Consider the following 19,729-nt stretch of genomic DNA (forward strand, 5'->3'; position numbering starts at 1 on the left):
CTACAACTCCCACAATCCGTTAACCTGTCAGCATGGTGGACCGCAGGCTACCGGTCAGCTCACTTCGCAGAGTAACGTCGAGCACACTTTCCCGCAGCGCTAGAACGCCAGTCCGTTCAATCCACTCCCACATTTTCTCCCCATACCTAGCACTATGCCTGTATATTTGCAAGCAGGTTACAACCATCAGTACCACTTCTTCCGGATTCTCCTCCAATCCAAGCAGCAGCCCCTGACGAACCGGATGTCCTGCATGGCCACCAGCATAAACCTCCCAACCTGCTGGAGATCGGGAGATTCCAATGTCATGGACAAGCACGCCATCGGGATACTCTGAACCCGGACTAACAGCAACCGCAACTGGTGACGGTAATGAAAGACTGCCCCATACTGCTGCCAGCCGCTCTCTCAACCAGATCACTCCACCAGAAGCCTGATCGATCGGGGCAGGATCAACAAAATCCCTACGTTCAACATCCAAATTTGTAAAACTCAGGCCCACAGAACCCGCTTCCCCTTCGTATGGTACGGTGGGCTGAAGCGCAACGCCTATTCCCAGTTGATTTGTTGCAGATCCGTTCCGCAAACCTAGAGATTCCAGATAATAAAGTACAGCAGGACGACATAATTCACAGCCCTGCTGCCTGGTCCAACCGAGACGAGATACTACTTCCTCTAGAGTTCGACAAACTGCCTCCACCATCGCTGTCTTAAGCGAATCATGATCATAATGCGTACAACCACACACAGGGACAACCTCTTGAGCAGTCGGAGTATCCACAGGTCCAGAAGCTGTCGCTCGGGACAAACCATTTTTGACCAGTGCAGCCACTAGCGGCCGGCAACCACCACAGGAACCGGACGCTTTGGTCCGGCTCTTCACCTCTTCGACTGTTTTCAGCTTATCCGTGGCGATCACTCGCAAGATATCCCCCTTGCTCACACCGTTACATGCGCATACCGTCTCTCCTTCGGGCAATGCTTCCGCAGCATTCTCTGCTTTGCTTTTGCTGTTATTCTGAGGTGTAAGCTCTGTAGTTGGCGCGCCGCGCCGTACCATTCCAAGCAGCGAGGTGCTTTCCGCCGTATCGCCGAATAAAATCGCTCCAGTAATAGCTCCAGCGCGCATCATCACTTTTTTGTACATCTCCTGCATACCGTTATATTCCATGATCGCAATCTCGTTTCCCTCTTCACGAATGTCTCCTGCCGAAAACACATGAATTCCCGCAACCTTGAGTTGGGCATAGGGAACCGTCCCTTCATAAGGAGCCGTTTCACGACCACAAATCACCTTTGCCAGCACTTTGCCCTGCTCATATAGCGGCGCCACCAGCCCATATGAAATTCCACGGTGCTCAGCACATTCGCCAACTGCGTAAATACCAGGAATACTCGTGCGCATATAATCATCCACGACAATGGCACGGTTTACTGTCAGACCACTGTCCTGAGCCAAAGCGATATTGGGCCGGATACCAACCGCCAGCACGACCAAGTCTGTTTCCAATCTGTTCCCGTCCGCAAACATCAATCCTTGTGCCCGGTTGCGGCCTATAATATTGACCGTATCCTTCGCCAAATGAAACCGCATGCCCTGCTTCTCCAACCGCCGTTGTAAAAGCACAGCCGCAGTACGGTCAAGCTGACGATTCATCAGATACTGCGCATTATGAACAACATCAGTTTCCATCCCTAGATTCAGCAAGCCTTGAGCAGCCTCAAGCCCCAATAGCCCTCCTCCGATGACGGTGGCCTTGCGATACGTTTTGGCATATCTGGCCATGGTTTCACAGTCATTTACATCACGAAAAGCGATTACTCCCTCTTTTCGGACTCCGGGAATGGGAGGTATGAAAGGCAAAGAGCCAGTTGCCAGTATGAGAATGTCATAGGGCTCTTGAATGCCGGATTCCGTTTCCACCATACCGGTTGCTACATCAATACGACACACACGTTCACCAGCTTGCAACTTTACCCCATTTTCTTCGTACCAGTCCCAGCTATGGGTAACAATATGTTGGAACGAGCTCTCCTCCTGAAGCATTTTGGACAGGAGCACACGATTGTACCCGGGACGTGGCTCTGCACCAAATATTGTGATTTGGAACCGCTCCGGCTCCAGACTGAGAATTTCCTCCACACATTTGATGCCTGCCATACCATTACCGATGACGACCAGTCTTTTTATCATAATTAATCCAGCCCCATTCTCTGAACCTAAAATAAGACAGAAAAAGCCCTTCTCCATTCGATGGAAAAGGGCACCGTTGCCGTAAATGTCGGCACATCGTTGTACCGATATGTACTTAAGATTACTGAATTGTGAGTATGATGTCAATATTCAATACATGAAACCTGTATTCAAATCTATTTTTTTAATTTATTATAATTTTAATGTTATGTATATTGACACAAGTAGAATGTCTTTTTATAATTTGAATTAAAATCACTACCATGTGATCATACCAAAGCGATGCACAATGAAGTGTGTCAAACACGGCAATGAAGCCGCAAAACGTTCCCAATATCAATGACGGGACGATTTGCGGCTTTTTATGTTCAGCAGAGGGCTGAAGTCTAAGGCCTGAGCTCTACAAACCCCAATAAGAACAGGAGAGATGGAGAATGAAGAAAAAAAGTTTCTGGCACAGCGGACACAAGCCCACCCTTTTTGGTTCTTTTTTGTATTTTGATATTAGCTTTATGATATGGGGAATAATTGGACCGTTGGTCGTTGTCATTGCTAATGATTATCCAATGGACCCTGTACAAAAAGCCAACCTTGTCGCTCTCCCGATACTCAGCGGCTCTCTGTTGCGACTTGTGCTTGGATTCATGTCAGATTATATCGGTCCGAAGCTCACGGGACAGATCGGTATGCTTGTCACGATCATTCCTCTCCTGCTCGGCTGGCTGTGGGTTGATTCGCTGGAGCAGTTGTACACTGTCGCCCTGCTTCTGGGTGTGGCCGGCGCCTCATTTGCAGCTGCACTACCGTTGGCTGGCCAATGGTACCCCAAAGAGCATCAAGGTCTGGCCATGGGAATTGCCGGTGCCGGCAACAGCGGGACCGTCCTCGCAACTTTGTTTGCTAACCGTATTGCCCAACATTTTGGCAGTTGGGAGGTCGTGTTTGGATTGGCCATTATCCCAATTTTCATCGTCTTTGTTCTGTTCAGTATTTTTGCCCACAACAGCCCTCATCGCCCAGTACCAAAAAGTCTGGCGCAATATGCTTCGGTGCTCAAACAGAGGGATGCCTGGGTGTTCTGTGCCTTTTATTGCGTGACGTTCGGTGGGTTCGTCGGCCTTTCTAATTATTTGACCATTTTCTTCAATACCCAATACGGCCTCTCTGCGGTGCATGCCGCTGATTTTGCAACCGTTTGTGTGATTGCCGGAAGCTTCTTTCGTCCTGTAGGCGGCTTTTTGTCTGACCGGATTGGTGGTTCTCGCATGTTAATGTATTTGTATGCCGGGGCCGGGGTGATGCTCGCCAGCATAGCATTTTTGCCACCACTTGCCGTAGTCGTAGTTCTGCTGTTCGTAGGCATGATGTGCCTTGGGGCTGGCAACGGCTCCGTATTCCAGCTTGTGCCGCAGCGATTCGGCAACGAAATCGGGCTTATGACCGGCATCGTCGGGGCTGCTGGTGGCATAGGCGGATACTGTCTTCCTCTTATTCTGGGCCATCTGTACAAATTAACGGGTTCTTACATGCCTGGCTTCATCTGTCTAAGTCTGATCACATTCTGTGCTTTTGTCCTCGTCATTATCATGCAATTGAAATGGCGCAACAGCTGGATGCAACGCTCTGCTCCAGGCGCTAATGAAGCCGTTAACCGAATCGGAGAATTAAATATCTGACTATCCACTAAATAGACAGCCACCAAACGTTTAGATTTTAAGCCTCAATTATCCCTTATAATAAAAAATAGCTTAACTTCATTTATAGAAAAATGAAGTTGAGCTATTCCTCTATACACATTCAATCAAATTATAAGAGCTATGAAAAAAGTCACATTTATTGAATATTTACCGAAAATATTATGAAAATTCAATGAATTTTTCATTTGAAAATCATTGAAAACCGCTTTCATTTTCATATTTTTTCTTATGTAAACACTTATATAACCATTTTTCACACAACATACTTGTTCACTTGGTTTAAAATAAGGCGTATACTTGTTCACGAATTGTTCAAGGATTAACCGAATGTATTTTTTTAGAAAGAAGGAATTGGAAATGCGCGCTTTTCATGTTACGGAAAATGGAACTATCGAAACCAAATTAACCGGAAAAGATCTTCTTGCCAACCCACTGCTGAACAAAGGAGTGGCTTTTACGCTGGAAGAACGTCAGCAACTTGGACTTGACGGCCTCCTTCCTCCTACCATATTAACGATTGAGGAACAGGTTCAACGGGTGTATGAGCAATTTCAAAGCCAACCGGATAATTTACGTAAAAACGTTGCATTAAATGATCTTTTTAATCGGAATACTGTCCTTTATTATCGTTTGCTTTCCGAGCACTTGAGCGAGATGCTTCCGATTGTCTATACACCAACAGTCGGTCAGGCTATTCAGGAATACAGTCATGAATATCATAAACCGGGCGGTATGTATCTATCTATTGATAATCTTGCTGGCATCAAAGAAGCTTTTAAAAATTTGAACTTGGGTCCTGATGATATCGATCTGATCGTAGCCACAGATTCCGAAAGTATTTTGGGAATTGGGGACTGGGGAGTTGGCGGTATTAACATCTCTATTGGTAAGCTTGCTGTATATACAGCCGCTGCTGGTATTGATCCTAGCCGGGTACTAGCCGTTGTGCTGGATGCAGGTACAAACAATGAAAAGCTGTTAGAAGATCCTTTATACATGGGGAATCGTCATAAGCGTGTACGTGGAGAACAATATGATCAATTTATTGACACTTATGTTCAAGCTGCACTTTCTTCTTTCCCGAACGCACTGCTGCACTGGGAAGATCTAGGCAACGTTAACGCTCGGAATATTATTAATAAGTATGGAAATAATATTTTAACGTTTAATGATGACATTCAAGGCACTGGTGCAGTTACACTTGCAGGTGTGATGTCTGGTGTCCAATTGTCCGGAATCCCTCTGAGCAAGCATCGTGTTCTAGTGTTTGGTCCAGGAGCTGCCGGAATCGGCAATGCAGACCAAATTAGTGCGGCCATGATGCTGGAAGGATTGTCAGAAGCTGAAGCAAGACGTAACTTCTGGGCATATGATTACCGTGGCCTGCTTACCAATGAAACAGAAGGACTTTTGCCATTCCAGGTCCCTTATGTGCGTGATGCTGCCGAATGCCGTGACTGGGAGCATGCTGAAGATGGCAAAATCCCTCTGCTTGAAGTTATTTGCCGCGTGAAACCGACGATTATGATCGGAACTTCCGGTGTTGCTGGAGCATTTAGTGAGGAAATCGTGAAAGAGATGGCCAAGCATACAGAACGCCCTATTATTATGCCAATGTCCAATCCGACTCCTCTGGCGGAGGCAACTCCTGAAGACCTGATCCACTGGACTGAAGGAAAAGCGCTTATTGCAACAGGAAGCCCTTTTGAGCCAGTAATCTACAACAATACTACGTTTGAAATTGGGCAATCCAACAATGCTTTTGTATTCCCGGGACTTGGTCTTGGGGCAATCGTAGTAAAATCCAAAATAATAACAGATAGTATGTTTGCAGCAGCTGCCCATGCAGTAGCTCAAATGGTTGATTTGTCACAGCCTGGTGCTTCCCTGCTGCCAAAAATCAACGAACTGCGAGAAGTATCTGAAGCTGTAGCAGTGGCTGTCGCCAAGGCAGCCGTTCAAGATGGAGTAGCGCGTCATCAGCCGGATGATATCGTACAAGCGGTTCGGGAATCCATGTGGGAATGCAAATATAAACCCATCAAACAGTATGGACAGGAAGCCGTTCTGGTTTAAAAATAGCGAACAACATCAAAATTTATACTTGCTGTAAGCAAAGTGATTATTTAACTGATGTCCGCCATTTTTGGCGGACATCTTTATTGGAGGCGACATCATGGCTACAGGTCATATTTTTATTATTTTAATTCCTATTTTCTTTGTCATTTTAATTGGTTATTTTGCAGGTTTTTTTAAGGCCTTTAACCCAGCTTCTTCTAAGGGACTAAATACACTGGTAACCAAATTTGCTTTACCTGCACACTTGTTTATTGGTATTACGACGACACCACGAGAGACGCTAATCCAAAAGTGGCCCTTTCTTGTTGCTTTGCTGCTTGGGGTGATTGGCTTTTATATTGTATTGCTCATCTTATATCGCTTAATCGCAAAAAAAGGTCTGACAGAATCCTCCATGTTCGCATTGAATTCGACACAGCCCTCTTTTGCATTCATGGGGATTCCCGTTTTGGGAAGCTTGTTCGGAAGTGCGGCAGTCGCCATTCCTATTGCGATTACCGGCATCGTTGTTAATGCGATTCTTGATCCACTTGCAAGTATTTTGGGAACGGTCGGCCAGCGCAAATCAACACAATCTGATGACACAAAAGGCAATTTATTTAAAGTCACTATAAAATCTGTCCTTCATGGACTCAGTGAACCGCTGGCTTGCGTACCCTTGATTGGTGTTGTATTGACTTTATGCGGATTCCAAGCTCCGAAACTTTTGCAATCTATGTTTGACCAAATCGGCAATATTACTGCGGGTACGGCTCTATTTGCTATTGGGGTAACTATTGGGATTAAAAAGATTACGTTCAGTCCAAAAGCACTTAGTATCGCTGTGCTGAAAGCGATCGTAATGCCTATGGTTATGCTCGGTATTGCTGTTCTGATCGGACTGTCCCCTGAGGATGTAACCAAAGCCGTACTGCTTGTCGCATTTCCCGGCTCTGCTGTAGCCGCTATGATCGCGACCCGCTATGAATCACTGGAAACAGAAGCGGCATCTGCATTTGTTATAAGCTCAGTATTATCGCTTATTTCGCTCCCTCTGCTCATTTCACTACTTGTATAATGACAGAAAGCTTTCAACGTTCAGCGAAAGACTGTTATATATAATGATGAAGGGCATTCGTTCTCCCGCATTTATCTTATTTTTTAAATATTGTTCAAACAATAAAGTAATTTAGTTGTATTTGAGTTGAAACCAGCTATCCCGTCTTGCTAGCAAGCGGCGACCTACATTTATTGCATGTGGGTTGCCGCTTTTGTTTTTAGTGAAACCAGTAAGTATATCCCAATTGTAATAATTCGCTAACATTTATAAAGGAAATTGACGAAATATATAAGGGATAGCTGTACTGTAGCATTAAATTAAAATTTAAAGGAGAAGAAACTTGTGAAAAACTTGAAGTGGAGCACTATGTCCTTTTTTGGTAAAAATCTATTAATATCTTTTCTTAACATCGTATTAATAGGTGCTATTCTTATCACATCTAGCTATATACTTCAAAAGAACATTCTCACCACGCAGCTGCAAGATCAGGTTAAAGTGCTGACCAAAAAATGGGCAGAAGATGTTGACAAAACAAAAGTACAACAAGCATTAAGCGAAAAAGATTATAACGGTTCTGTTCAACAGGAATTACGTAAATTTCTAGATTCTATTCACACATTTTATCCTAATGTCGCCCAAGCTTACATATTTGGGACAGAACTAAAAGAAGGAAATCAAACCTCCATTATTGGCGTTCCCACTAATTTGGTTCAAGCTTTCCAAGACTCGAAGATGAATATTGGGGATATGTACACTCTGCCTGACGAAAATGCAGAAGCCGTAAATAAGGTGCTTCAATCCAATGAATCAGCATTGAGCAGCTTTTATACGGACGAATATGGCACATGGACTACGATTGTTTACCCGATTACAGATGCAAGTGGTAAAGTCACAAGTGCAATTTACTTTGACGTAGATGCGAGCTCTGTACCTACGGGTCTTCATAAGCTGCTTGTATATGGTGTTTCACTGCTCATTCTGTTTCTTGCTATCTTCTTGACGATTCAATACTTGCTGGTAAAACGTACGCTCTCCCCAATTCGTTCCTTGATGAAGGGAATTGAAGAAGTCAGCGAGGGTAATCTGAATGTAAAAATTAAGACAGGACTAGACGACCTTGGTATTATTAATCAAAAATTTAATTCTATGATCAAGCGCCTTAACGATACAATGGTGAAAGTACAGGATACGACGCAAGAAGTAACGGGATCAGCCCAGGAATTGTTAAGCATCAGCGAGAAAAACAGTACGAATACAAACGTCATTAACAGCAATATCCGGGAAATAACCCAGGGGCTTGAGGCTCAGGATCACGCAGCACTTGAAAGCTCCAGGGCTATGAATGAAATGTCTACAGTGATCCAAACCATCGCTGAAAGCTCCTCTTCTGTTGCGGATCAAGCTTATTCAATGGAAAAGCGCTCCGTTGAAGGCAATCAGGTAGCTCAAAAGCTATCCACTCAGATGGACTCTATCTCCACTACAATGGAAAGTACAGTTGATTCCGTTAATGCATTGCAGAACCGTTCTAACGAAATCAGTAATATTGTAAGCATCATTACCGGTATTGCCAGCCAAACGAATCTGCTTGCCCTCAACGCTTCGATTGAAGCTGCCAGAGTCGGCGAAGAAGGCAAAGGTTTTGCAGTAGTAGCTGGAGAAGTGCGTAATTTGGCTGAACAGTCTCAAGAATCCGCCAAACAAATTGCAGAGCTTATTGAAGAAATTCAAAAAGAGATTGAACAAACTGTAAAAGGCATTAGCCTGGGTACAAAAGAAGTTCACGTCGGACTGGAAGTTACGAAGCAGACAGGCGAAATGTTCTCTGAAATTTTAGAAGCGTCCAACAAAGTGTCGTCACAAATCCAGGAGGTATCCAGTGCAACTGAGCAAATCTCGGCCAGCACGCAGGAAATGTCAGCTACCTCTGACGAGCTGTCTTCTACAGTTAGCAAAACAGTCAATAGCAGCAAACAAATTGAACAAACCATTGGGGAACAGGCTGAGTCTATGGCTTCGATTGTCCAAGCTTCAGACAAGCTTACATTGATGTCTGGGGAGCTGGAAGAGCTTATTTCCTTCTTCAAAGTAAACCGGGAAGTCTAAAATGATAACTATCCAATCACCATAACAATAAAGAACCTCTAATCTGCATAGAATGCGCATTAGAGGTTCTTTGATATGCTCTTACATCGTTCTTTAGTTTAAAAAGCCTTCCAACGCTGAGGTTGGCTTACCATCAGTCTGCCAAGCACCTTTGTTATAGCCTTGATTATAACCTGGGGTTGCAGCTGGCTCCCAATAAAATACGCCCACGCCTTTACCGCCTCCGATACTCCGCACCTTCGTTTTGATTGCGGAAATAAATGCCTTGGAAGCAGCAGGTTCATTATATTCCATCCCGATTTCACTGATAACAATGCCTTTACCATATTTCGCAATGAGGCTATTGGCATTGGTAATCGTCTGATCCACCTTACCCTGCCAGTCAGAGGAAGACGGATATAGAGACAGTCCAATAAGGTCAAACTGAGCTCCATTATCAATCAGTCCACCAATGTTCCAGTTTAAAACGGAACTGTTATCCCCGTTAGCTAAATGTACGATCGTCTTGGTGCTGCTGCTTACGGATTTAACAGCGTTATTCCCTGTATTGACGAGCCACGCATAGTTTTTCATATTCACAGAGGCTTTGCCGTCATCCCAGAGCATGCCATTGTTCGTTTCATTGCCGATTTGCACCCAATCCGGTGTCACACCCTTGCTCTTCATCGTGTTCATAACATAGACGGTATGGGACCAGACCGCATCCATAAGTTGTGTAAATGTAAAATTGCGCCATGCGTAAGGCTTATTCTGCTGTCCTGGGTCAGCCCATGAATCGCTATAATGCAGGGTCAGCATAACGCTCATGCCTAACTTTTGAGCTCGCTGCGCAAGTTCTGCTGCCTTCTCGGCATTCATGTATCCGCTTGCATAATCCTTCATGTCAGGATTTACCCACACTCGAATACGAACCGAATTGATCTGATAATCGTCCCGTAAAATTTGCAGTACATCCCGGCGAACCCCTTTTTTATCCTTCCAGGTCATACCTTGGGCTTCCATCCCTGCGACCCAGCTTATATCTGCTCCTTTGGCGAAAGCAGGGGCGGCCGAAGCCGCACCCACTCCCACAGAGCCCAATGGGTACAAAAAGCTGGATAACAAGATCAACATCGCAAATACCATAGTACGTTTACCTGTTTTCATAAGTCATCCCCTATCTAAATTGTATACTCACATTGCCTCTGGCCAATCCACCTGCTCCCTCACTCGGGAATCGGCGGCGATCACATGTATAACGTGTTCTAATTATTGCGCTCTGTCTTTAGAACCTTAACAGTATAGGCACCCAATTGAACGCTGCTGTCTGCTATCACAAGATTTTCAAGCATATCCGTATAAGTTCGTCCATCCAGTGTAATCTCTTGCGGCTCATGCGTAAAATTCATTACAAAAATATAATCATGAACTCCATCGGTACGAATCGCTGTGTTCACTCCATGTGGCAACTGCACATCGAGTGCTTTACTGAGACCTGCCTCATCAATTAAACTCTTGTAAAAATGACTATGGAATAGTCCGGTGTTGCGTGATGCGATGTAATAAGCTTTTCCCTGTCCCAAACGGTTCACCGTCAAAGCTGGACGTCCTGCATAAAAGTCTGCCCCGTACTTAGCCAGTACCTCTGCACCCTCCGTATGAATGAGATCGCACAATTCTACAGCTTCATACTCCTCCCGTAGATCCAACTCATTGCCTTCAATCGGTATAATGTAGTTACGATCATGATCATGCAATCCATCAATCTCTTCCGACCAGATTCCCAGCGTCTTACGAAGCGGCCCTGGAAAGCCTCCAAGGAAGCACAAATCATGTTCATCCACAATGCCTGACCAATAGGTTGCTACGAATGTGCCCCCGTTTTCAACAAACTTCTGTATGCGCTCCCCTACACCGCTGCGGACCATATACAACATCGGAGCGACCAAAAGTTTATATTTGGAGAAATCTGCATCCATATGAATGACATCTACTGGCACTCCCTGCTCCCACAATGCCAAATAATGTGCTTCAGCTGTCTCCTCATATTTCACCCCTTTGTTCCGCGGTCCCTGTGAATCGTTGATTCCCCAACGGTTCTCCCAGTCAAAAATGACTGCGGCCTCAGCCGGTACGGATGTACCGACCACCTCTTCCAGTTTTTCCAGCGCATGACCGACATCTGTCACATCCCCGAATACCCGAGTATGCTCGTGTCCTACATGATCGACGACCGCACCATGCAGCTTTTCACTCGAACCGCGGCTTTTCCGCCATTGAAAATATTGAACAGTGTCTGAACCGTGCGCCACAGCCTGTAAAGATGATAGCAGATGCATGCCCGGTCGCTTTAGCTTGCTAACGTCTTGCCAGTTTGTCAAACTTGGCGTACTTTCCATGAGCATCCAAGGCTTACCACCTTTGATGGAGCGAATAATATCGTGCATCATAGCCACTCTTGCAGCTTGACGGCTGTCATCTCCTTCACGGTCATGCCAGGTCGGATAACTATCCCAGGAAACAACATCGAGCAGATCAGCAAACTTCCAGTAATTCAATCCTTCAAAGAACTCCATCAAATTGGTTGTAACTGGAATGTCCGGATTCGCAGCCTTGAGCGGCACAATCTCATGTTTGATAAAATCTGCGGTCTGTTCGGTTACAAACCGTCTCCAGTCCAAATTCATGGCATGAACCTGCGTTTCACCGTGAGGTGCTGGGGACTCGACTTGACTCCAGTCTGTAACTGTATGACTCCAAAATGTTGTCCACCATGAATGATTAAGCTGATCCAGCGTACCATATTTATCCTGCACCCAAGTGCGAAACGCCTCCTGACAATAATCACAGTGACAGTCTCCACCAAATTCATTGGAAATGTGCCAGCCAATAACAGCAGGATGATTAGCGTAACGCTCAGCCAGCTTCGTATTCATAATACGTACTTTTTCCCGGTAGACTGGCGATGTGTAACAGTGGTTATGGCGGAATCCGTGCAAGTTACGGACACGGTTAACCCCTACACGCAGCACCTCGGGATATTTTTGCGACATCCAGGCTGGTCTTGCTCCGCTCGGGGTGGCCAAAAACGCATAGATTCCGTTCTCAGCAAACGAATCCAGAATACGATCCAGCCATTCAAACGTAAACACACCTTCCTCAGGCTCCAAGGATACCCATGAGAAAATGCCGACAGACATTACGTTGCATTTGGCTAGTTTCATTAAGCGGATATCCTCCGCTAACACCTCGGGATATTGCTGCCATTGCTCCGGGTTATAGTCTGCTCCATGCAGCATACGCGGAACTCGCTCACTAATGGGAGGGTACTTGGTTATGTTTGGATATGTCACTGTAAATCATCTCCTTGTATTAGTTCTGTTACTCTTTGACGGAACCTAACGTCATACCTTTAACAAAATACTTTTGTAAAAATGGATATACAATAAGAATAGGCGCTGCACCAATGAAAATTTGTGCTGCATTAACCGTCGTCTGAGACAGTAATTCCATCTCTTTGGGACTCATGCTCATGGAACTCATATCCTTCTGTATAATTACAGTTTGCAGGAACGTCGCCAGCGGATAATCCTTTGCATTGCTCAAATAGAGCAGACCGTCAAACCATGAGTTCCAATGAAATACCATACTGAACAGCGCAATCGTTGCAATGGAAGGCATGGATATTGGTAAAAAAATACTAAACAATGTCCGAAAATGCCCTGCTCCGTCGATCAATGCGGCCTCTTCCATCTCTTTGGGAATTCCTCTAAAAAAGTTCAGCATAAGAATGACCAAAAATGTATTGACCGCTCCTGGCAAAACAAGTACCCAGAAGCTGTCCATAAGATGGATCTTTTGAATAACCATATAGAATGGAACCAGACCACCGTTAAAAATCATACTAAATACAAACAGCCATGAATAAATGTTGCGACTGCGGAACACCGTTGTTTCCTTCGAAAGCGGATAAGCAGCTAAAAAGGTAATAAGTAGCGTCAAGCCGGTTCCCAATACAGTCCGACAGACAGAAATCCAGATGGAGTGGAGAAAAATCGGGTTATTCATCGTCTTCTTATAGGCTTCTAATGAAAACTGCACTGGCCACAGTCCAACCAGATTGGCATCTGCTGCTGATTTAGCACTAAATGATACTGCCAACACATGAATCAATGGAACGATACACATGATAGACAAAATCACTAGTAAGCAAATATTGAACACATTGAAAATGCGGTATGGCGTTGTTTTATGATACATGACTCTCCCTCTTTCAGCCTCGTGGAATCAGAATATGCGGTAACCTGCCCATTTGTAAGCAAGCCGATAAGATATCAGAATGAGAATCATACTGATAACGGATTTGAACAACCCAATGGCGGTAGCAAAGCCCATCTCCCCATTGATCAATGCTGTCCGATAGACGAATGTGTCAATAATATCGCCTTTTTGGTATACCAACGGATTATAAAGGTTGAAAATCTGGTCAAAACCGGCATTCAGAACATTACCAAGGGCGAGCGTCCCAACAACGACCACCATCGGAATCAATGAAGGTACAGTAATGTGCAGTGTCTGTCTCCATCGGCTCGCTCCATCCATTTCAGAAGCCTCATACAACGAAGGATTGATACCCGCCAGTGCAGCGAGGAATACGATGGTATTGTAGCCAAACTCTTTCCATATGTCAGATACAATGACGGTAAAACGAAACCAGTTGTTATCTCCCAGAAAGAAGATAGGCTGGATTCCTATACTTCCAAGAATCCGGTTCATAAATCCATCAGTAGCCAACAGATCAATCAGAATTCCGCCCAAGATAACCCATGATAGAAAATGTGGCAGATACACCAATGTCTGAATGGAGCGCTGAAGTCCGACCTTGCGAATTTCATTCAGCAGTATAGCAAAAACAAACGGAACCAACAGATTGAAAAACATCTTTAACACAGCAATAATCAGCGTGTTCCATACGACCTGAAGACTGTCCTCCCGTTGAAACAAAAAGCGGAAATTATCCAGTCCAACCCATTCGGAACCAGTTATGCCTAGCCAAGGCTTGTAATTTTGAAAGGCCATCACGATGCCGCCCATCGGAATGTAGCTGAATACAATCAAGAAAATGATGGCTGGCAGCAGCATGATATGAAATGGCCACGTACGTTGCAGACTTCTCATTGCAGTTCCTCCTGTAACTCTCATGGTATACCTCAATTATAAAAGCGTTTTCGCAGTCCCAACAGTTCAAAAAACCAACATACATGGCACAAAAGCAATCATTTTAATTAATCCGTGTGAAGCTTAAGTAAAAAGGCTGTCCACCTTGGGACAGCCCTCCTAATTTGTTTCACAACATCGACAACTTTTACTTTTCTACGCTCTTATACCATTCGTTTACTTCATTTGTAATTTGTTCGCCACCAGCGGCTTTCCACGTCTGTACAAAGGTATCAAAAGCAGAAATCGGCTGTTTGCCATAAATAATTTCATTGAAGGTCTGGCTTTCAATCTTATCCAGGTAATCTTTTTTAGCCTTCATGGTTGGCGTAGTTGGTCCTGTGAACTGATCTTTCATAGAGATATCCTTTTGTTCCATAAGCACTTTGGCCGCTGCGGGAGTGTCTTTCCCGTAATTCACCATTACATCTTTCTCCAGTCTGGTTTTCGGTTCTGCACCGTCAGCCAAGCTTAACAAAGCCTTCATTTGGGCATCAGGGATACGTGCACCATCACGAACCAGCAAATAACGAATAGAGTTTACATAACCGCCTGGTATTTTATCAATAGACATCAGCTTTCCATTGGCATCTAAATCATAATCGTAGCCCTTAAACAGCCCATTCGACAAGTCACCGTCCGGTTTGGCATTTGCATAATGGTCAAACAAGTAATTTTGATACGTGAAGAAAGCTTCAGGATGCTGCATTTGTTTGTTGATGAGTACGACACCATTGGTGTACTGCGTTCCATGGCGCATAGCTTTGTTGTCAGGTCCCGCTGGAATCTTGATCGGCTTCCATACAGCACTCGGCGCATTTTTAACCGTATCCTGGAGCGGCCAACCGCTCATCCAATATGGTCCTGGAATCATCCCGGCTGTCCCTGCAACTGTAGGTTCTGCCGTTTTATTTTCATCCCACAATGCTGCTTCCTGAGGAATATATCCTTTTTTGAGCCACTCGCTCAGCTTTTGCAGACCCGGCTTCATGCCAGGCTGAACAGAGCCATATTCCAAGCTACCGTTTGCACCTTTGTTCCACTGTTGGGGTAGTGTGCCATAAGCTCCGAAAATCCAGGATGGGTCACCCATCCATGTGTTCATGGATGTTTTGAAACCGATGCTGAGCGGGGTCACTTTGTCCGGAGCCAGTCCGTCTGGATTTTTGTTTTTAAAGGCATCCATCACTTTTTCCAGATCATCTATCGTCTCCGGAGCCTTCATCCCCAGCTTATCCAACCAATCTTGTCGTACCCACAATACATAATCATGGTTATAAGCGAAATCAAGCACAGGGATACCCATTTTTTTACCATCTCGGCTATACTGATTCCATACGTTCGTATCCTGACTCATGGCCTGCTTCCAAGAATCCGAAGCATATTTATCAAATAATGGGCCAACTTCAGCGAACATACCGGAATCGATCATATCCTGGGCCAGCTGCTCATTCTCTGTCCCCAGTACAACGACATCAGGCATCTCCTGACCGGAGGACATCGCCAACCGCAGCTTGGTAGCAAAAGCACCATTTGTATCCGTGACAGACCAGAGTGATTTTACATTAATACCAAATTTCTCTTTGGCCCATTTTGTCGCAACGTTATTTTCGATAGATTCGCCATTTTTAAATTTTAAGGCGGGATCTACACCCCATACCGTGGATATTGTAACTTCTGGGTTGTATTTTTCTTTGTATACGTTTTCAGTTTTAGCTGTGCTGTCCGCATTCCCATCATTTCCTGCACCTGAGCAGCCCACAAGGCCAACCCCTAATACCATAGTTGCGGCGAGCAACGACAATAGCTTTTTTTTCGAATGAACTCGCATCTTGTTCCCCCTCTAAAAATCATTTTCTACTCTTTTATTATAAGAGGGCTTTTCTTAGCAGCCTATGTCACAAAATAAATATTTCTGCACCTTTCTCAACTGATCTTTACTCATTTGTCTTTACTGGTCCCGAAATTCATGCGGAGTCATTCCATAATGCTTTTTGAACATCTTGCTGAAATATTGGGGATTCTGATAGCCGAGTTCAGTGGTTATTTCATATATTTTTTTGTTGGAATATTTGAGCAAATAAAGAGCCCGTTCCATTCTCATTCGGATAATATAATCTCCCAGACCTTCTCCAGTTTCAGCTTTATAGATTTTAGACAAATAGACGGGATGAAGATAAACTTGGTCGGCAATCGTCTTAACAGACAGCTCCTGCCCTTTATCCTGGGCGATCAGCTCCTGGACCTGCTTGACCACATAGCTTTTGGCGCTTTGCTCGCTTGCAGACCACTCGGCTTTAAGCTTGTTCATCATGGAAAATATCCACTCTTTGAGGTGTGGGAACGAATGAACCAATTTCTGCGCATGTAACGGATCAAAGCCTACTTGGTCCATCTGTGTAATGAAACGTCCTTGTTTGTGAGCTGTATACATAAAGGCGCTCGTTACCGAAATAAACAGTTCATATAAATGCTCGCGTGTATATCCCGCCTCTTCCATTTTGCCAAATACACGGCTTACTTTTGCTTCGGCCTCTTCCCATTGCCTGGACTCTAGCAGATGAGTAAGCGTAGGGTGCGTATAAAGCCCCTCCAGCGACTTCACTGAGTTGTGTGACTGTTCTGTCTGCTCTTCTATGAATAGGAGTGGATTCGTCTCCTCCTGTTGGTTCCAATATAAGGATCTGATCGCTGTCTGATATAGCTTAGGCAGCTCATTCGGGAAATGAAACCAATTCGTTAATGTGACGTAAATTTCCCCTTTCAAGTAATTGCTCACATTTTTTCGAAAGGTTTCAATCGCTGCACGCAAAAAATGATTCTGCTCATCCAGAGTCCGTTTAGGAAACAAATCCCAATTCCCTTCTATTAATACGATTAGGCAATCATGTGGCGCTTTGCAATGCCAAACATGAAAATCAGGAGCGAACACTTCTTCTGCAATATTCCCAATCGCATACTCAATTAAGGACACTGAGTGATAATCCATGTCAGAAAATTGCTTGCCCAGCTGAATAAGCAGCATACTGGCAGGATGTTCTGTGCGTAGCTTGATTTCATACTCGGACATTTTGTCCTTTATTTTTTGTAAAGTTAAATCACGCCCGAGTAACAAATCGTGCATCAAATGAGTGCGCAGCACACCGTAATCGTTCCTGCGACTGTATTGTAATTGATGAACCTTGTCGAATGCTTCCCATTCTTCCTTTAGCGAATCCATGGCAGCTGACACACATTTGATAAACTCTTCATCATCCACCGGCTTTAAAATGTAATCAAAAGCCTTAAGCTGGAGCGCTTTTTTAGCGTATTCAAAATCAGCATAGCCTGTCAGTAATAAACTACGGATATGCGGCCAACGCTCGTTTACTTCAACAATCAACTCCAATCCCGTCATGCCGGGCATACGAATATCCGTAACCAGAATATCAATATCGTATGCTTCCAGCACATCTATTGCTGCCAAGGCAGAAGCTGCTTGATGAACCTTCTCGATTCCCAACGTCTCCCACGGTATAGTAGCCGCCAGGCTTTCAGTAACATAGCTTTCATCATCCACTAGTAATATCTGAACCATCAGTATCCTCCAATTTACTATTTCTTGAATTTGACGAAGAATGGATCAAACCGTCTTCCTGCCCTTCTTCAATTGACAGTGGCCATTTTAAAATCACTCTCAATCCTCCCAACGGAGACAACGAGAATTCCAAGCCCGCGTTTTCACCAAAATGTAACCGCATTCGTTGGTGCACATTCCATAAACCATAACCACTTTTTTCTTCTACAGGGTTCTCTAGTGCTAATGTAAGGGACGTTGTACCTTCATCACTCAAACCGAGCCCGTTATCATCTACAATCAAGTACATGGATGAGCCGACACACTCAGTCATAATACGGATGATCCCCTCCTCCGCCTGAGGTTCTATTCCGTGCAACACCGCATTTTCCACCAGGGGTTGCAACACAAGCGGTGGAACCAGCAGATGATTGGCCTGTGAAGAAATATCAATAGTGAACGTTAACCGTGGCATACGCATCTGCTGAATTTTCAAATAATATTGCACAAACTCGACTTCATCTGATAAAGGAACCAAATCTCTTTCCTGTCTTGTCGTATAGCGATAATATTTGGATAAATTATGAGCCATGGCCACGACTGCCTCATGATTGCGCAACTTTGCCATACTCGTAATAAAGGAAAAACAATTATAAAAAAAATGGGGATTGATTTGAGACTGGAGCTGCTTTAGACGTGCTTCCTTCACATGGAGCTTCTCAACGTAAACTTTCTCAAACAGCTCCTGAATCTGTTCGACCATCAGGTTGAATTGACGTGACAGAAATGCAAACTCGTGACTGCCCTTAGGACTCAAACGAACAGCGTAGTCTCCATCCTTTAATCGCCGAAATGCCCGCACAAGCTGAAGAATCGGGACTTGTACCTGTGAGTGAAGGAGATAAGCACCAATGATGCCTACCAGTAGTGAGCCAACAACGGTTATATAAAATAGTCGGTTAGATGAGTAAATCGGAGACATCATATCGGACAAAGGCATGTAGTCAATCAAATACCATCCTGTCGTTTGCGAAAGAACGGCGTGAACAAGGTAACTCTCTTCTCCAATTTTCACGGTCAAATTATCAACTTCATGTAATCCCAATTTCTCCAGTTTCGCAATCAGCTGGCTTGACAATTCTGCATTTGCAGAGCGATTATAAATCACTCCTACGCCTTTTTTATAATAAAAAGGCTCCTTTCGTCCATCGCCTTTAAAGCGGTCAAGCATGTCCTGAATATTGCTGCTATCGAATTCCACTTTAATAATCGTGTTAGCGGTTTCCGGATTAGCTAGAGAGGAAAACGGGGATAAGGTATACAATGAAAATATAAATTGATCCTTACCGTACACTCTTTTCTTAGATACCTGCCAGCCGTTTGTAATCGATTGATTTAATACCTTCTGATCATAATAACTGGCTCCATTCTCCGATACAACTCGTCCAAGTGAAGGGGAATATATACTCAGCCCTGTTCTCCAGTTAGAAGAGCTTTCCTGAAGCCCAAGCTTGGTTTGAATCCGCTTGACCAGGTTAATTCCATCCAGATTGAGAGTCTTGTCCTTTAAAAAAATCGCTTGGAAACTGGCAACATCAGGATCATGAATCAGCAGATGCGGCCAGGAAGAAATCATTTCAATATTCGTATTCACCTGGTTTTGAAAAAAAGTCAGCTGATTATAATTGGATTGATTCAGTTCCTCACGTAATACACCTGTCGTTGTCTGATTAGAGTAGACATACAAAAGCAGCACAGGTATCAGCAATACGATAACGATGGACACGATTTTAGTATAAAAATTAAATTTAAACATGAGTTTCACACATCCTCTGCACAAAAAACAAGCATACTTAAAAGGT

Annotated in this window: 12 protein-coding genes; 4 read left to right on the top strand and 8 right to left on the bottom strand. The window is 44.3% G+C overall.

Annotated features, from left to right (window positions below):
* Positions 1–19 precede the first annotated feature (19 nt).
* On the bottom strand, positions 20–2,194 hold the full coding sequence (nirB, locus tag KSP24_RS08610) for a nitrite reductase large subunit NirB (protein WP_216974905.1): 2,175 nt from the start codon (positions 2,192–2,194) through the stop codon (positions 20–22).
* A 434-nt stretch (positions 2,195–2,628) separates the two neighbouring features.
* Here nirB and KSP24_RS08615 point away from each other — a divergent pair, with 434 nt between their 5' ends.
* The 4 genes from KSP24_RS08615 to KSP24_RS08630 all read left to right on the top strand — a co-directional run bounded on the left by KSP24_RS08615 (position 2,629) and on the right by KSP24_RS08630 (position 9,115).
* Positions 2,629–3,870, top strand: a complete 1,242-nt coding sequence (locus KSP24_RS08615) for a nitrate/nitrite transporter (RefSeq protein ID WP_126666124.1) — start codon at positions 2,629–2,631, stop codon at positions 3,868–3,870.
* A gap of 378 nt (positions 3,871–4,248) precedes the next feature.
* Positions 4,249–5,967: an NAD-dependent malic enzyme gene (locus KSP24_RS08620; RefSeq protein WP_126666123.1), complete on the top strand. Its 1,719-nt coding sequence runs from the start codon at positions 4,249–4,251 to the stop codon at positions 5,965–5,967.
* A gap of 100 nt (positions 5,968–6,067) precedes the next feature.
* On the top strand, positions 6,068–7,027 hold the full coding sequence (locus KSP24_RS08625) for an AEC family transporter (protein WP_016822411.1): 960 nt from the start codon (positions 6,068–6,070) through the stop codon (positions 7,025–7,027).
* A 324-nt stretch (positions 7,028–7,351) separates the two neighbouring features.
* Positions 7,352–9,115 carry a methyl-accepting chemotaxis protein gene (locus tag KSP24_RS08630; RefSeq protein ID WP_216974906.1) on the top strand — a complete coding sequence of 588 codons (1,764 nt, stop codon included), beginning with the start codon at positions 7,352–7,354 and terminating at the stop codon, positions 9,113–9,115.
* Between the two features lie 93 nt (positions 9,116–9,208).
* Here the strand turns inward: KSP24_RS08630 and KSP24_RS08635 are convergent, their stop codons facing one another.
* The 7 genes from KSP24_RS08635 to KSP24_RS08665 form a co-directional block, all read right to left on the bottom strand.
* Positions 9,209–10,261 carry a glycoside hydrolase family 53 protein gene (locus KSP24_RS08635; RefSeq protein WP_216974907.1) on the bottom strand — a complete coding sequence of 351 codons (1,053 nt, stop codon included), beginning with the start codon at positions 10,259–10,261 and terminating at the stop codon, positions 9,209–9,211.
* A gap of 98 nt (positions 10,262–10,359) precedes the next feature.
* A complete protein-coding gene (locus KSP24_RS08640) occupies positions 10,360–12,447 on the bottom strand; it encodes a beta-galactosidase (RefSeq protein WP_216974908.1) in 2,088 nt (695 codons plus the stop codon).
* Positions 12,448–12,475: 28 nt separating this feature from the next.
* Positions 12,476–13,354 (bottom strand): carbohydrate ABC transporter permease, encoded by an 879-nt coding sequence (locus KSP24_RS08645; RefSeq protein WP_016822415.1) that lies wholly within the window; start codon positions 13,352–13,354, stop codon positions 12,476–12,478.
* 27 nt (positions 13,355–13,381) lie between these two features.
* On the bottom strand, positions 13,382–14,272 hold the full coding sequence (locus tag KSP24_RS08650) for an ABC transporter permease (RefSeq protein WP_016822416.1): 891 nt from the start codon (positions 14,270–14,272) through the stop codon (positions 13,382–13,384).
* A gap of 187 nt (positions 14,273–14,459) precedes the next feature.
* Entirely contained in the window at positions 14,460–16,142 is a 1,683-nt protein-coding gene (locus KSP24_RS08655; protein ID WP_058712103.1) for a type 2 periplasmic-binding domain-containing protein, read from the bottom strand.
* A 120-nt stretch (positions 16,143–16,262) separates the two neighbouring features.
* On the bottom strand, positions 16,263–17,888 hold the full coding sequence (locus KSP24_RS08660; protein ID WP_216974909.1) for a response regulator transcription factor: 1,626 nt from the start codon (positions 17,886–17,888) through the stop codon (positions 16,263–16,265).
* Complete coding sequence (locus KSP24_RS08665) at positions 17,863–19,683, bottom strand: sensor histidine kinase (RefSeq protein ID WP_216974910.1); 1,821 nt, start codon at positions 19,681–19,683, stop codon at positions 17,863–17,865. Before KSP24_RS08665 ends, KSP24_RS08660 begins: the two co-directional genes overlap by 26 nt.
* Positions 19,684–19,729: the final 46 nt, after the last annotated feature.

This window comes from Paenibacillus sp. AK121, from assembly GCF_019042715.1.
Taxonomy (GTDB): domain Bacteria; phylum Bacillota; class Bacilli; order Paenibacillales; family Paenibacillaceae; genus Paenibacillus; species Paenibacillus polymyxa_C.